This is a genomic window from Intrasporangium calvum, assembly GCF_028446585.1.
Classification (GTDB): Bacteria; Actinomycetota; Actinomycetes; order Actinomycetales; family Dermatophilaceae; genus Intrasporangium; species Intrasporangium calvum_A.
In genome coordinates this window covers 1-15,355 of sequence record NZ_JAPFQL010000087.1, presented here as the reverse complement: position 1 = coordinate 15,355, position 15,355 = coordinate 1, and the positions used below count along the sequence as shown (strand labels likewise).

The 15,355-nt window shown below is 68.1% G+C and carries 15 protein-coding genes; 14 read left to right on the top strand and 1 reads right to left on the bottom strand.

Annotation, left to right across the window (positions count from 1 at the left end; genetic code table 11):
• The 3 genes from OO014_RS16450 to OO014_RS16440 form a co-directional block, all read left to right on the top strand.
• Positions 1 to 443, top strand: a 443-nt coding sequence (locus OO014_RS16450) for an alpha/beta fold hydrolase (RefSeq protein WP_272463409.1), incomplete at its 5' end; no start/stop codon positions are given.
• 42 nt (positions 444 to 485) lie between these two features.
• Complete coding sequence (locus tag OO014_RS16445; protein ID WP_272463408.1) at positions 486 to 1,658, top strand: acyl-CoA dehydrogenase family protein; 1,173 nt, start codon at positions 486 to 488, stop codon at positions 1,656 to 1,658.
• A gap of 51 nt (positions 1,659 to 1,709) precedes the next feature.
• Positions 1,710 to 2,642 carry a VOC family protein gene (locus OO014_RS16440; protein ID WP_272463407.1) on the top strand — a complete coding sequence of 311 codons (933 nt, stop codon included), beginning with the start codon at positions 1,710 to 1,712 and terminating at the stop codon, positions 2,640 to 2,642.
• Positions 2,643 to 2,735: 93 nt separating this feature from the next.
• Here OO014_RS16440 and OO014_RS16435 read toward each other — a convergent pair whose 3' ends face one another.
• Complete coding sequence (locus tag OO014_RS16435) at positions 2,736 to 3,377, bottom strand: GntR family transcriptional regulator (RefSeq protein ID WP_272463406.1); 642 nt, start codon at positions 3,375 to 3,377, stop codon at positions 2,736 to 2,738.
• Between the two features lie 212 nt (positions 3,378 to 3,589).
• Between OO014_RS16435 and OO014_RS16430 the strand changes: the two genes are divergently transcribed.
• The 11 genes from OO014_RS16430 to OO014_RS16380 all read left to right on the top strand — a co-directional run bounded on the left by OO014_RS16430 (position 3,590) and on the right by OO014_RS16380 (position 15,302).
• Complete coding sequence (locus tag OO014_RS16430) at positions 3,590 to 4,393, top strand: ABC transporter ATP-binding protein (RefSeq protein WP_272463405.1); 804 nt, start codon at positions 3,590 to 3,592, stop codon at positions 4,391 to 4,393.
• Entirely contained in the window at positions 4,380 to 5,207 is an 828-nt protein-coding gene (locus tag OO014_RS16425) for an ABC transporter permease (protein ID WP_272463404.1), read from the top strand. The genes OO014_RS16430 and OO014_RS16425 overlap by 14 nt, the downstream gene beginning before the upstream one ends.
• A 58-nt stretch (positions 5,208 to 5,265) precedes the next feature.
• Entirely contained in the window at positions 5,266 to 6,330 is a 1,065-nt protein-coding gene (locus tag OO014_RS16420; protein WP_272463403.1) for an ABC transporter substrate-binding protein, read from the top strand.
• 57 nt (positions 6,331 to 6,387) lie between these two features.
• A complete protein-coding gene (locus OO014_RS16415) occupies positions 6,388 to 7,785 on the top strand; it encodes an MmgE/PrpD family protein (RefSeq protein ID WP_272463402.1) in 1,398 nt (465 codons plus the stop codon).
• A gap of 78 nt (positions 7,786 to 7,863) precedes the next feature.
• Positions 7,864 to 8,799 (top strand): isocitrate lyase/PEP mutase family protein, encoded by a 936-nt coding sequence (locus OO014_RS16410; RefSeq protein ID WP_272463401.1) that lies wholly within the window; start codon positions 7,864 to 7,866, stop codon positions 8,797 to 8,799.
• Complete coding sequence (locus OO014_RS16405) at positions 8,796 to 10,226, top strand: FAD-dependent oxidoreductase (protein ID WP_272463400.1); 1,431 nt, start codon at positions 8,796 to 8,798, stop codon at positions 10,224 to 10,226. The genes OO014_RS16410 and OO014_RS16405 overlap by 4 nt, the downstream gene beginning before the upstream one ends.
• Positions 10,223 to 10,993, top strand: a complete 771-nt coding sequence (locus OO014_RS16400) for an SDR family NAD(P)-dependent oxidoreductase (RefSeq protein WP_272463399.1) — start codon at positions 10,223 to 10,225, stop codon at positions 10,991 to 10,993. Before OO014_RS16405 ends, OO014_RS16400 begins: the two co-directional genes overlap by 4 nt.
• A 37-nt stretch (positions 10,994 to 11,030) precedes the next feature.
• Positions 11,031 to 11,624 carry a cysteine hydrolase family protein gene (locus tag OO014_RS16395; RefSeq protein ID WP_272463398.1) on the top strand — a complete coding sequence of 198 codons (594 nt, stop codon included), beginning with the start codon at positions 11,031 to 11,033 and terminating at the stop codon, positions 11,622 to 11,624.
• A complete protein-coding gene (locus tag OO014_RS16390) occupies positions 11,621 to 13,132 on the top strand; it encodes an FAD-dependent oxidoreductase (RefSeq protein WP_272463397.1) in 1,512 nt (503 codons plus the stop codon). The genes OO014_RS16395 and OO014_RS16390 overlap by 4 nt, the downstream gene beginning before the upstream one ends.
• Positions 13,129 to 13,935: an aspartate/glutamate racemase family protein gene (locus tag OO014_RS16385; RefSeq protein WP_272463396.1), complete on the top strand. Its 807-nt coding sequence runs from the start codon at positions 13,129 to 13,131 to the stop codon at positions 13,933 to 13,935. Before OO014_RS16390 ends, OO014_RS16385 begins: the two co-directional genes overlap by 4 nt.
• 44 nt (positions 13,936 to 13,979) lie before the next feature.
• Complete coding sequence (locus OO014_RS16380) at positions 13,980 to 15,302, top strand: FAD-dependent oxidoreductase (protein ID WP_272463395.1); 1,323 nt, start codon at positions 13,980 to 13,982, stop codon at positions 15,300 to 15,302.
• Positions 15,303 to 15,355 lie beyond the last annotated feature (53 nt).

Sequence of the window (15,355 nt, the reverse complement as noted above, 5' to 3'; positions counted from 1 at the left end):
TCCTCTCGCCGGCCGGCGGCCTGTCCGAGGGCATGAAGACCCTCGTCGCTGCCTACCGCGAGCCCTCGGTGGAGTCCATGACCCGGCTCACCGAGGTGATGACCTACGACAGCGCCCGCTTCGCCACTCCCGAGCTCGCCGCGGAGCGCGCCGAGAACGCCAAGGCGCACCCCCAGCACCTCACGAACTACCTCGACGCCTTCGCCAAGGGCGGACCCGTCGCCAAGTGGTTCCGCCTCGAGGACCTGCCCGGCGTGCAGGCGCCGACGCTGCTCATCCACGGCCGCGACGACCGTGTCGTCCACTACGAGAACACCCTCTTGCTTCTCGCGCACATCCCCAACTCACGGGCCGTCCTGCTCAACCGCTGCGGCCACTGGGCGCAGGTGGAGCACGCCGAGGAGTTCAACCGCCTCGTCATCGAGTTCGTCACCAACAACTGACTGCCGCAGGCCCACCCGAGAGGTGTGCCGGAAGGATCAACCATGACCGACGTACTGGGAAACATCAGGGAGAGCGTCTCAGTTCTCAAGGGCGAGGCGAAGCTCAGCGACGACCTCGGCAAGCTCACCGACACGACCGCACAGATCCTGCGCGACAGTGGCGTGATCCGCCTCTACCAGCCAACCGAATGGAGCGGCTACGAGGCGCACCCCGTGGAGTTCATGGAGGCCGCCATGACGGTCGGCGCGGCCTCTCCGTCCGCCGGTTGGGTCACCGGCGTCGTCGGCGTCCACCCATGGGAGATCGCCATGATGGACCCGCGCCTACAGGAGGAGATCTGGGGCGAGGACCCCGACACCTGGACCGCGTCGCCCTACGCGCCCTTCGGCCGCGCGAAGCGCGTCGACGGTGGATACCTCTTCACCGGCCAGTGGCCCTACTCCACCGGGACCGACCACTCCGACTGGGTCATCCTCGGCGGCATGGTGACGGGCGACGATGGGCAGCCGACGATGCCGCCGGACATCCGGCACTTCGTCATCCCGCGCAAGGACTACGAGATCGTCGAGGAGTCGTGGAACGTCCTGGGACTCAAGGGGACCGGCTCCAAGGACGTTCGGATGACCGACGTCTTCGTGCCGGAGTACCGCGTCGTCGACGCGATGAAGATGAGCAATGGCGGCTACGAGGACCGCCAGCCAGGGAAGACGCTCTACAGGCTGAAGTTCCCCGTGGTCTTCTCCGCCGCCATCAACTCAGGAACCCTTGGCATCGCCATCGGCGCCCTCGAGACCTACCGCTCGTACATGGAGCAGCGTGTGTCCGCGGACGGCCGCGTCGCCAAGAACGACCCGATCCAACTCAACGTCTACGCGGAGGCTGCGGCCGACGTGGCCGCCTCTCGAGTGGTGCTCCTGAACGACATGAAGGAGCTCTTCGACCACGTGGACAAGGGCGGTGACGTCACCTGGACCCAGCGACTGACGATACGCCGCAACGGCGTCCGGGCGGTCCACCGTGCCGTCGACGCGGTCGACCGGCTCTACAAGATGAGCGGCGCCCAGGGCATCCACGAGCGCCACCCCAACGAGCGCTACTGGCGAGACATGCAGTCCGGCCTCGTCCACATCTGCAACGTGTCCGAGCCGATCTCCGTCGAGTGGGCCATCAACGACCTGGGTGGCGAGCCCTCGGTCCCGCCCGTCTTTGCCTGAGCATCCCCTGACCATCGAGACCAGCGAGACCAACCAGAAGGAAGATCAACGATGATCACGTCACTTGCCTACCTCGGCGTCAACTCACCGAAGAAGGACGAGTGGCCCGAGATGGCCACCAAGTTCTGGGGTGCCATGGTGACCGACCCCGGTCCCGACGGCGCTGTGCGCATCAAGTTCGACGATGCCCTGTGGCGCCTTCAGATCCACCCCGGCGAGCAGGACGAGACCGCCTACATCGGATGGGGGGTCGACCACGAGGAAGACCTTGACCGGGTCGAGAAGGCGCTCGCCGACCTCGGCGTCAGCAGCGAGCGCGGCGATGAGGCACTGGCGGAGGCTCGGGCCGTCAACCGGATCCTCGTCTTCACCGACCCGTGGGGCTTCCGCCACGAAGTGACCTGGGGTCAGAGCCACGTGCGCTCGTCCTTCACGCCCGGTCGAGCCATCTCCGGTTTCGTCACGGGCCAGCAGGGTCTGGGCCACGTGCTGCTCCTCATGCCGGACATCGAGGCGGGCCATGAGTTCTTCACCCGACTCGGCTTCCGCCTTTCGGACAAGATCATCGTCCCGGGCCGGCTCAACGCGCGCTTCTACCACTGCAACGCGCGCCACCACACCCTCGCCCTGGGACAGTGCCCGCCCGGGGTGGCCGGCCTCAACCACCTGATGATCCAGGTCAACTCCATCGACGACGTGGGCACCGGCTACGAGATCGCCCAGGAGATGGGCGTCCCGATCACGCTGACCATAGGCCGGCACTCCAACGACCAGCAGTTCAGCTTCTACCACTCGACGCCGAGCTCGTTCCACGTGGAGTACGGCTACGGGGGCCTCGAGGTGGACGAGGAGACCTGGATCCCCAGGGTCTACGACCGGACCGCGGTCTGGGGGCACCAGCCGCACCCCGACGGCCAGGGCCGTCCGCCCGGCATCATGCACCCGCTCGGGGACCCCAAGCTCCCCGCGGCCGAGGAGGCCTGAGTTCACCGTGTCCACTGTCCCGGCACCCTTCGGGGCTGCGGAGATGCTCGTGGGGTCTGCCCACCGCAGACCCCACGAACATCAGCGGCTCGCTCACCCCTGAGGGCTCCGGCTGGAAGCAAGTTGTCGCAAGGCCGATTCCTGGGCCCGGGCGAGATGGCTCTCCATCAGCCTGGCCGCGGCCTCGGCGTCACGTGCCTCCAGGCACTCGAGGATTGCTACATGTTCCTCGTAGGCGGCACGGGCCCGATCGGGGTCGGAGCCGGAACGAGTGCGCGCGAGGGTGATGCGCGTGTGGACGTCTCTAGTCATGGCGGCCAACGCCTCGTTGCCGGCCAGGGCAACGAAGCGCTGGTGAATGTCGATGTCAGCCGGGTACGGCCGGTTCCTGGTCGAACGGAGCACCTTCTGTGTTCGGGCCAACTCGCTCCTAAGGGAATCCAGCTGCGCCTCGGTCACTCGCCCGGCGGCCAGCCGGACAGCGGCCGACTCGAGTGCAGAACGCAGCTCGTAAAGCTCCGTCAGCTCTTTCTCCCCGATCGTGGGCACAAAGGCGCCTCGGTGGTTCACGACGTCCAGCAACCCGTCGGAGGCGAGACGCTGGATCGCTTCGCGAAGAGGCCCGCGACTGATACCGAGCTGCTCGGCCAGGGCCACCTCGTTGATGCGCTCGCCTGACCGGAGGTCACCCCCGAGCACCATCGCCCGCAGCTCTTGCTCGGCAAGTGACGCCATCGTCGGCCGCTCGAGCCTCGCTCGACGGTGGACGGGGACGCTCGGCTCTGGACGCACCCTCGCATCTTGGCACAGTCACAGCAGACCATGAGGAAGTTCAGAGAACAGACAACTGTTGACAGTTGGCATTAGTGGTGTCAGGGTCAGGGGGTCCAGGCATCGCCATTCGCAACACCAAGTGAGCCCTGCAAGGGTGCGGACTCGAGGTAATCGTGACGGAACGTATTGAGGTAAGAGACGCTGAAGTCGTCTTCAGTAGGCGGGGCGTCCCGCCCACCACTGCCCTGAGTGGCCTCAGCCTGGACGTCGAAGCCGGGGGCTTCGTGTCAGTCGTCGGGCCCTCCGGCTGTGGCAAGACCACGCTGCTCCGGGCCATTGGTGGACTGCAGGGTCTGACGGGGGGCGAGATACGCGTTGGCGGTGACACTGTGGCCGGGCCGAGGCGAACGACGGCCTTCATGTTTCAGCAGCCCACCCTGCTGCCCTGGATGAATATTGCCGACAACTGTCTTGCGCCGGCGCGCATCCACCGCACTCTGACCCCCGAGTACAGGTCTCGGGTCACCAGCCTGTTGGAGCGAGTCGGCCTGGCGGACTTCCACGACAAGTACCCCAACGAGCTCTCGGGCGGGATGCAGCAGCGCGCCGCCATCGTGCGCGCCTTGGGTCAGGACCCCGAGTTGCTGCTCCTTGACGAGCCTTTCGGCGCCCTCGACGCAATGACGCGGGAACAGATGAACTTCGACCTCAACGCCATCTGGAACCGGGCGAAGGTCACGACCCTTCTGATCACGCACTCGATCCCGGAAGCCGTTCTCCTGGGACAGCGAGTGGTCGTCATGTCGAGTCGCCCAGGTCGAATCGTCGATGACATCGAGATCCCCTTCGGTCCCATGCGGGACGCCGAGACCATGGGCGATCCCCGGTTCTCCCAGATTGTCGCGCACGTCCGAGGCTACTTCGTGAAGTCCCAGAACGTCTCCGCCGAAAGGAGCTTGGCCCATGTCCGCGACTGAGAAGATCGAGGTGCGGGCCCCACAGGTCGATCGGGCTCCAGCCCAGCGCGGCCCGAGCAAGGTGGGAGCAGGACTGCGAGGGCGAGGCCTGGCCGTGGGCGCAGTCATGGTATTCATCGTCGCCTGGGAGATGGTGCCGCGTCTGTTGGACGTACAGAGCTTCATCTTTCCGCGGCTCTCGGAAGTCATTGCCAAGCTGACCGATGCAACGACCGTGACACTGCTCTACCAACACGCACAGGTCACCCTGTACGAGGCCTTGGTCGGACTGGTGATAGGGATCGTGGCCGGGGTCGGGCTCGGCTTTGCGTTGGCAGAGTGGGAGCCGGCTCGAGCCGCGGTGTACCCCTTCATCGTGGCCTTCCAGTCGATGCCAAAGGTCGCCTTGGCCCCTCTGTTCATCATCTGGTTCGGCTTCGGCTACACGCCGAAGGTCCTCGTGGTGGTGATGCTGGTCTTCTTCCCCATGCTCGTCAACACGATGAACGGGATCCTGTCCACGGACAAGTCGCGTCTGGACCTGTTCAGGTCAATGTCAGCTTCCAAGTGGCAGATCTGGAGCCGCTTGCTGCTGCCGAGCGCGCTGCCTTCGATCTTCGCCGGCCTCGAGGTGTCCGTAGTGAACTCCTTCATCGGTGCGATCACGGGAGAGTTCGTCGGCGCCGATGCAGGCCTCGGGGTTCTGCTTCAGCAGTTCAAGAACAACTACGACACCGCCGGTGTCTTCGCGATCCTCGTGATCCTCGCATTCATCGGAGTTGCCTTGAACCAAATCGTCCGCATCGCGCGACGCCGCCTCGTCTTCTGGCAATGACATCAACTTCCATACCAACTCAAAGGAGAGTCCCGTGAGAACACACTTCCGCTTCCCGATGGCCGCGCTCGCGATCGCCCTTCCCTTCTCCCTGGCGGCCTGTGCCCCGGCGATGCCGGGCAGCGACGCCGCCCCAGACGGCACGACGAAGGTCGTCGTTGCTCCGTCATCCGAGATGAGTGCCGCCTGGGTCCAGTTCGCGGTTGCCGAGGACCAGGGGTTCTTCGCGGAGAACGGCATCGATGTGGAGGTCCAGTGGCCCGGTGGATCAGCAGACGTGCTCCAGCAGCTGGCGACTGGACGTGTCCATGTGGGCGCACCAACGCCTGAGGCCGTGCTCGCAGCCCGCTCCAAGGGGCAGGACGTGCAGATGATCTACAACTGGTCTCGTTCCCCGGTGCAGTGGCTCGCAGTCACACCGGAGAGCGGGATCAAGTCCTTCGCCGACCTGAGGGACAAGAAGGTCGGCGTGGCCAATCTGGCTTCGGGAGCGAAGCTCCTTGCTGAGGCGGCTGCCCGCGATGAGGGGATCGAGCCGTCGGCGATCAACTTCATCGCCACCGGTACAGGCGTCGCTGCGCTGGACGCCCTCCAGCAGAAACGCGTCGATGCGTTGATGCTGTGGGACACCGAGTACACCAAGATGGAGCAGGCAGGCGGGAAGCTCCGCTATATCAAGCCGGACTCCTACAGCACTCTCTTCTCCACCACTTTTGTCGGTCAAGCCGACTGGGTTTCCAAGAACCCCAAGCTGGTCGAGGCGTTCGGCAAGGCATGGGCGCAAGCGACCGTCTGGGCCACGAAGAACCCTGAGGGTGCGGTGAACCTCCTCTGGAAGCACTACCCGCAGACGAAGACGTCAGACTCACCTGACCTGCTCACCAAGCAGGTTCAGCTCTTCGAAGGTCGCAATGAGTCGGCTCTGTCCGGTGACCCGATAGCCCGAAAAACGCTCGGCGAGTACCCCGCCGACGGCGTGGCCAAATGGGCCGACTTCGCCCTCAAGGCCCAGATCACGCCGAACAAGGTTGATAGCGACCGGATGTACACGAATCAGTTCGTCCAGGCGTTCAACGACTTTGATGCCAAGGCCGTTGAGGACCGCGCCGCTGCCTTCAAGTGATCGCTCACCGACCGGCGCTGCACTCAATGACACACATACGTGGATCGGAGGAGATCGATGACGACAAGCGCTGAAGCGATCCTGGCGCGGAACGCGACATCGGGGGGGCAGTGGTCCCGCCGTGCCCAGGAGCTCGCCTCCCGAGCGATCCTCGACACCATGGCTGTCGGGATCGGAGGCAGTGCATCCGATCAGGCACGCCTTGCCGCGGCCACCGTCCATCCAACAGCGCCCGGCCCCTGCGAGCTGTCGGGGCCGTGGACCGACCCCAACGCATATGGGATCCTCGACGCGGCCTATCTGGCCGGCACCGCGGCGCATGCCCTGGACTGGGACGACTACATGCACCCGATGCACGGGCACGCCAGTGCCGTCCTGCTCGGAGCCCTGTTTCCGCTCGCACAGTCCGTGAATGCCGACGGGGCCGCGTTGGTGGGTGCCTACCTGGCCGGCTATCAGGTCGACTGGCTGGTGAGCCTGGCGATGTCGCACAGCCACTACGGTCGCGGCTGGCATGCAACGAGCACTCTCGGGGTCCTCGGCGCCGCCGCGGCGGCCAGCAAGCTACTGGGACTGACACCTGGGCAGGCCGGTCACGCACTCGGGGTGGCGGCCAGCAGCGCTTCGGGAATCCGAGTGAACTTCGGCACGACGACCAAGGCATTTCATGCCGGAAGCGCGGCTCGTGGTGGTGTGCAGGCGGCCCTGCTCGCCCGGGCTGGGGCCACGAGCAGCCCGAACTGGCTCACCGGACCCGCTGGCATGATGGAGACGCTCGGTTCTGAGCACCCGCCCCACGAGGCTGCTCAGATACTGGCGTCGGCCAGCGCTGAGGGAAGGCACGGCATCGAGGCGCCTTGGGGGCTCGTGCAGAAGCCGTATGCGTGCTGCGGTTCGGTGCACGCTGCGATCGAGGCGCTGCTCACTCTGCTGAAGAACGACGGCATCGACAGCCGCGACGTCCAGATGATCACGGCCCACGTCGACCCTCACGTCACGGCGATCATGCGCCACGGCCACCCGGAGGACTCTCACCAAGCGCGGTACTCACCGACCTGGGCTCTTGCAGCAGCGGCCACGGACGGGCACGCAGGACCCCAGCAGTTCAGCGACGCGGCCCTCATGAGGGGTGAGATCCACGCCCTGCGAGAGCGGGTCCGGGTCGTGCCTGATCTGGTCGTCGACCACGACGAGCGCTTCGCAGCCGAGGTCGAGGTCCAGACAGCGGCGGGTACCTCGGTGCTCCGGCTCTCCGAGGCCTCCGGCCACCCACGCCGGCCCATGTCGGACGAAGACCTTGACCAGAAGGCGCTGGCGGCGCTCCAGCTTGCTTGCACCGAGGACAAGGCGCGGGCCCTGCTGCCCGTACTGCGGACTCTCGATGCTCGCCTGGTGCGCGACGTGGCTGACGTGATCCGCGACAGCGTGCGTGTGTGCGCCACGGTCGCAACCTGACATTCCCTTCCATCCTTCAACGACAACGTGCGTCCGTCGGTCAGCGGCAGGACACCCCACAGCACAAGGAGCTACACCGTGCAACAGACTGTCGCCGGACTGCCGGGACTCGCTGCGGCGAGTTCAGCCCATCAACGGCGTCTGGCACTCCGGGAACGAATGGCCTCTGGTCCCTTGGTCGTACCCGGGGTCACCGATGCCCTCGGCGTGCGCCTCGCGGAACGCGCCGGCTTCCAGGCTGCCTACGCCACCGGGGCGGGACTCGCGAACGCTCAGTTCGGGCTACCCGACGTGGGTCTCATCTCCCTGCCGGAAGTGGCGGACCACGCCGAACGAATTGCGTCCGCGACGGAGCTGCCTCTGGTCGTCGACGCTGACACCGGCTTCGGTGGTCCCCTGATGGCGGTGCGCGCGGCGCGCATGATCGAACGCGCTGGTGCTGCGGCGCTGCAGATCGAGGACCAGGAGATGCCGAAGCGCTGCGGTCACTTCGACACCCATGCCCTCATCCCCGCGGAGCACATGGCCAGCAAGATCGCCGCGGTACGGGAGGGTCTGGAGGACGCCGCCACCGTGCTGATTGCCCGCACAGATGCGCGTAGCGTCCATGACATCGAGGAAGCGATTCAGCGGGCAAAGCTGTACGCCCGCGCCGGCGCGGACGTGCTCTTCGTTGAGGCACCGCGCACCGTTGAGGAACTGCGGATGGTGGGAAATGAGCTGGCCGGGACACCGCTGGTCGTCAACGTCGTCGAGGGAGGGAAGACGCCGTTGCTCGGCGTCGGCGAATATGCCGACCTGGGCTTTGACGTCGTACTGTTTGCCAACTTCCTGATGCGTGCCCTGATGCGCGCCGGGCATGACGCCCTGCGCCACCTCGCTGCCGCCGGGGAGACGTCGTCCTACACGGCCAAGATCGCCAGTTGGGAGGAGCGCCAGGGGCTTGTGCACCTGGCTGACTTCATGTCCGCGGAGGCCGCGTACGACCAGCCCTGGATCGGGAGCGTGTCATGAGAGAGGAACCGGGGATCCCGTCGGCGGGCCTGCCGGTGGACGAGGCGCTCCCGGAGCGAGTGGGGGTCCTCGTCCTCGGGGGTGGTCTTGCTGGTGCCGCCGCGCTCCTGGCGGCGGCCGAGGCCGGCCAGTACGCGGTCCTGCTGGAGAAGACCACTGCGTTCGGGGGATCGACCGTCCGGTCCGCAGGTTTGTCGGCCTTCGTCGGGACGGACGAGCAGCTCGAGCAGGGCATCGCGGACTCGGTGGAGCTGCTGCGCAAGGACCTGCTCGAGGTGGGTGGGCACGTCAACGACGAGGCGCTGGTCGACCTCTACTGCGCTGAGCAGCTGGGCACCTACCGCTGGCTCAAGGGGCACGGGGTGCGCTACGGACACATCCATGCTGCCTCGGGGCAGTCGGCGCCGCGATCGCACCCGAGCGACACCACCGCGATGCTGCGGTCGCTCTTCTCGGCCGCCGGGCGGCTCGGGGCGCGTCTCGTCCTGGGTGCCGATGTCCAGCGGATCCTGCATGACGGCTCGCGCGTGACGGGCGTGCTCGTCGAGCGTGACGGCGAGACTCGCGAGGTGCTGGCCGATGCCGTGGTCCTGGCGACTGGCGGCTTCTCCCGGGACCGGGCCATGCTCGAGCGGTTCGCCCCGCAGATGGCGCAGGCGCTGCTCGCCGGTGGGGAGGGCAACCACGGCGACGGCTTGCGGATGGCGATGAAGCTCGGTGCGGGCCTGCGGGACCTGCCCTACGTCAAGGGCACCTACGGCATCTTCCACGAGCCGCATCCCGGCGAGGACGGCACGGGGATCCTCGCCGTCTACAAGGGCGCGATCGCGGTGAACCGGCACGGTCGCCGGTTCGTGGACGAGTCCATCCCCTACAAGGCGTTGGGCGACGCCAGCCTGGCCCAGCCGACGGCGCGGACCTGGCAGGTCTTCGACGCCAAGGTGCTGGCCGCCTCGAACGACGAGGTCCCGATCTACGACTTCGGGGGCCGTGAACGGGCGGGGATGCTGGAGATAGCCGACACCATCGAGGAGCTCGCCGTCCGGTTGGGCACCGACCCGGGGGTGCTGGAGGACACCGTCGCCGACTACAACGCGCGGATCGCGGCAGGCGAGCCGGACCCGTTGGGCCGGGTGCACCTGGTCGGTGGGGTCGGGGAGCGCACGCCGATCGACACTCCGCCCTTCTACGCCCAGCTGTCTGGCACCGTCGTGCTCGCGACGTACTGCGGCGTCACCGTCGACACGTCGATGCACGTGCTGGACGTCTTCGGCGACCCGATCCCGAGGCTGTATGCGGCCGGTGAGCTCGTCGGCGGGTTCCACGGCGCCGGCTACATGACCGGCACCTCCATCGGGAAGTCGGCCATCTTCGGCCGGGTCGCGGGCACTGCTGCCGCGGCGGAGGAGAGTGAGCTCGAGTGGTGAGCAGCCCGTTCGACCTGACCGGCCGGGTGGCCGTGGTGATCGGGGCTGCCGCCGGCGGCCTCGGCGAGCGCGCCGCGATCGCGTTGGCCGAGCACGGCGCCACCGTTGCTGTCGCCGACCTCGAAGCCCAGGTGGGCAAGGTCTCCGAGACCGCCAGCCGCTGCGGCGACCGCGCCTCGGTGCACGCCGTCGACGTGACCAGCGAGGACTCCGTTCGGGCGCTCGCCGAGTCGGTGGTCGAGCGGCACGGGCGCGTCGACGTGGTGGTCAACGCGGCCGGCGTCATGCTGCGTCGGGAGATCGCGGAGACCTCGCTCGAGGACTTCGAGCGCGTCATGCGGGTCAACGTGTCTGGGTGCTGGCTCGTCGGTCGCGAGTTCGGTCCGCGGCTCGCCGCCTCCGGTTGGGGACGAATCGTCAATGTCACGACCGTCTATGCCGAACGGGTCGGACCCGTCCCGGAGAGCGCGTACTACGCATCCAAGGCGGCGGTCGTCAACGTCACCCGGTCGCTGGCCAGCGAGCTCGGCCGCACCGGCGTCACGGTCAACGCGCTGGCACCGGCGGTCTTCTACCCGACGGCGATGACCGCACCTCTGGGAGGGGACCCCGAGCGCCTGCAGTGGTTCGCCGACCGGACGATGCTCGGCCGCCTCGGTGACCCGGCGACGGACTTCGCTGGCCCCCTCGTCCTGCTCGCCTCACCCGCCTCGGCGTACATGACCGGTCAGGTCGTCTACGTCGACGGTGGCTGGTCCGCTTGGTGACCAACCAGAACCAATGACTGTCAAGGAGATACGTACCATGTCCACGAATACCGCACTGCTGATGCTCGACTACCAGGTGGCGCTGGCCCAGGAGGGCGAGCTGTGTCTGGCCCCGCCCTTGGCAGCCCAGGTCCGGGAGCGCGACGTGCTCTCCACGGCCAAGAGGGTGCTGGAGGCGGCCCGAGCCGCAGGGGTAAAGGTGTTCCATGTCCGCCTCGCCTTCGACCGGACCTACGGGCTGCGCACCAACCGGCTCGCGCGGTTCGACGGGTATCCGGCGAACCAGAAGATGAAGCGGGGCAACCCGGAGACGGAGTTCGTTGCCGAGCTCGCCCCGCTCGAGGACGAGCCTGTCATCGACAAGGGTGCCGTAAACGCCTTCATCGGCACGCCGCTGCGGGACGTGCTGGCTGCCGAGGGCATCTCGCACGTGGTGCTCGGTGGCATCGCCACCCACCTGGTCGTCGAGTCCACCGCGCGGCACGCCTCCGACAGCGGCTTGCAGGTGAGCATCGTCGAGGACCTGTGCGCCGCGCCGGACCCGGCCATCCACGAGTTCGCGTTCGCCACGACGCTGCCGCTGTTCGGCACCGTCACCACCGCCGACGAGGTCATCGGGAGCTGGGCATGACCGCCACCACGCAGATCGCCAGCAGCGCAGTGCCCGGCTCGGAGATGGAGTACGACGTCATCGTCGTCGGAGGCGGCATCGCAGGCCTCTCCGCGGCGCTGTCCGCGACCGAGAACGGTGCCAGAGTGGCTCTCCTCGAGCGGGCGACCGAAGCAGAGACCGGCGGGAACACCCGCTACACCGAGGCCTACCTGCGGATGAAGACGCTCGACGAAGTCTCCGACGGGCTCGCCGACACCCTCGTCGACGACTTCATGGGCCACCCCGACCCGGGCATCACGGCCGACTCGGGCCTGGACTGGGGGCGCCGCAACCCGTTGCTGCGCGCCCACCAGGTCGTCGACCTCGACTACGTCGCCACGTTCGAGGACAACGCCGGCCCCACACTGCGGTGGCTCGAGGGCCACGGGATCAGCTTCGGGCAGCTGCCCACGCTCTTCCTCACCGTCTCGACGACCCGGATGGCGCCGGTCGGCGGCGGGCTCGCCCTCGTCGAGACTCTCGGTGCGAAGGCCCGGTCGCTCGGCGTGGCATTCCACTTCCAGACCACCGCCCGGACTCTCCGCGTCGACGACACGGGACGAGTGACGGGTGTCGAGGCGGTCGATGCTGACGGGGCCCGGCGGGTCTTCACCGGCACGGTCATCCTGGCCAGCGGCGGCTACCAGGGCAACGCCGAGCTGATGGCCCGCTACCACGGCCCGCTCGGGATGCTCGCGCGCCCGGTGGCGCGCGGCGGCAACTACAACAAGGGCGAGGGCATCGAGATGGCGATGGCCGCCGGTGCCGCGACTGCGGGCAACTTCGCCCTCTTCCACGCCGAGCCGGTCGACCCACGCTCACCCGACCCGGAGGCCGCGATCATGGCCTTCACCTACGGCATCCTCGTCAACGTCAACGGCGAGCGGTTCGTCGACGAGGCTCGCGGACCGATCGACGCGTGGTACGAGCGGACCACCCGCGACATCCAGGCCCAGCCCCGCGGCATCGCGTGGATGATCCTCGACGCGGCGGGCCAGGCCATCCCGAACCTGAAGACCGCGATCCGGTCAGAGGAGTCACCGGTCCGGGCCAGCACGATCGCTGAGCTCGCCGCGAAGATCGAGGTGGACCCGGTCACCCTGGAGGCGACGGTCGCCGCCTACAACGCCGCGTGCTCCGACGGCGAGTGGGACCCGACCCGCCCGGACGGGCTCGCGACCGACGGAGTCACGCCGCCGAAGTCCAACTGGGCCAAGCCGATTGCCTCGGGCCCGTTCATCGCCTACCCGATCATGTGCGCCAACGTGTTCACCTTCGGCGGGCTCAAGGTCGACGCCGGCTCGCGCGTCATCGACCGTGACGGGCGCGCCATCACCGGCCTCTACGCCGCCGGTGAGATGACCGGGCTGTACTACTCGAACTACACCGGCTCGACCTCCGTGCTCCGCGGCGCGACCTTCGGCAAGATCGCGGGCGCCCACGCGGCTTCCTTGGCAGCCCGACAGCCCGCAGTGGAGCGGTCGTGAAGATCTGGCACCAGAGCTTCACCGTGCTGGACGACGTCCCGCACTACCGGGACGCGCTCGAGCGGCACCTGGCCAAGGTCGCTGCACCGGGGACCGAGGTCCACCTACACGGCATGAAGCCCGGGACCTACCCCAGCGACTACCCCGGCACGCACATCAGGTACGCGTACCTGTCCGGGCTGCACAAGGAGCAGTTCGTCCACGCCGCCCTTCGCGCGCAGGACGAGGGCTACGACGCGTTCCTCATCGCCACCATCCCGGACACCGCCTACGAGGAGTGCCGCTCGGTCGTCGACATCCCCGTCCTGGCCTACGGGCAGACCTCGTTCCTCATGGCGGCGACGCTCGGTTTGCCGGCGGGCATCGTCAACTTCATCGGCGCCCTCGAGCCACAGCTGCGACGCAATCTGCGCACCTACGGCCTCGAGCAGATCGTCGGTCCGATCCGGCAGGTCGCCGCGGAGTTCACCGACGTGATGGCCGCCTACGCCAGGCCGGACGGCCTGCTCGAGGCCTTCCGCACGGCTGCGCGCGAGGCGATCGACGCCGGTGCCACGGTGATCGTGCCGGGGGAGGGGCCGCTCAACGTCTTCCTCGCGGACCACGGCGTCAGCCGCGTGGACGACGTGCCGGTGCTCGACTCGCTCGGCACCCTGCTCCAGGTCGCCGAGCTGCGGGCGCGGCAGTACCGCGCCGCCGGGCTCGTGCCGTCACGTCGCGGCTTCCACCACGAGCAGCCCCCGCGGGAGCTGCTCGACCGTGCCCGGGACTTCTACGGCATCACCACCGCGCTCGACAGCTGAGACCGCTCGACGGCCGGATCGCTCTCACTCCGAAGGAACGAACAGTGCAAGAGGACATCGAGGTCGACGTCGTCGTCGCCGGCGCCGGAGCCGCGGGAGTCATGACGGCTCTGCGGGCCTCCGAGAACCCGGACATCGTCGTCGCAGTGCTCGAGAAGAGCATGACCGAGGGCTGCAATGCGGGAGTGTCCAGCGGCAGCCTCGCTGCGGGAGGGACCCGCTTCCAGAGGGCAGTTGGCATCGAGGACTCAGCTCAGCGGCATACGGACGACATCCTGTCCAACTCCGGGGACGAGCGGCACCGCGACCTCGTGGTGGCGCTCTGCGGCGTGGCCGCCGACTACGTCCACTGGATCGCCGACGAGCTGGGATACCCGATGGATGTCGGAATCGACATGGCCCGCAAGGGGATGTCGGTGCCACGGCTGCACGCTGACCCAGCGCGCGTGGGGGGAGGCCCGCTGATGACGCACCTGCGCAAGGAGCTGGCGGACCGGCCCAACGTGGCCCTGCTGGACGAGGCGCCCGTGACCGGGCTGCGCGTCGAGGACGGCCGGGTCGTCGGCGTCACCGGCCGCCAAGGGGGGAACGACCTCGTCGTCTCGGCCGGCGCGACGGTGCTGGCGACGGACGGGTTCGCCGGCAACCGGGCCCTGATGCAGGAGTTCTGCGCCGAGCTCGGCGACCCCTTCCACGGCGGTGTCAGCACCGCCACGGGCGACTCCATCGGGTGGCTGCGCCCGCTCGGTGTCGAGTTCCGCAACATGAGCGCTTGCCTGCGACACGGTCAAATCACCCTGCACGGCACCCGGGTCAACCCGGCGCTGCCGTGGCTCGGCGCGGTGCTGGTCAACCGGCGCGGCCAGCGCTTCGTCGACGAGCAGGCGCACGGCTACTCCGGCCTCGCCGGCGTCATCCAGGCCCAACCGGGTGGGCGGGCCGTCATGATCTGGGACGCCGAGGCCCAGCAGACCGCACAGCACTCCGAGATGATGCGAGAGTCCCAGCAGGCGGGGGCCCTGCAGACCGCGCCCGACGTGGCCGGCCTGGCCGAGGCGCTGCGGCTCGACCCAAGGGCACTGGCATCGGCGCTGACGCCGCTGCCCGGCCGCCGCGCCCTGGTCGGGCCGTTCCACTACGCCTGGCTCACCCATGGAGTGCTGACCACTCAGGGCGGCGCCGCGATCGACACACGCGGGCACGTCCTGCGCCCCGACGGGACGACCATCCCCGGCCTGCGGGCCGGCGGCGGCGTGGCGGTGGGGCTGGCCGGGTCCGACTCCAGTGGCTACAGCTCTGGCAACGGGCTGCTCTCGGCGTTCGGCATGGGCTGGATCATCGGGAACGACCTCGCCCTGGGGTGGTAAAGAGCCTGAGGGCGCTTGTGGAAGGGGAACGGCCACCCGCGGTTGCGGGTGGC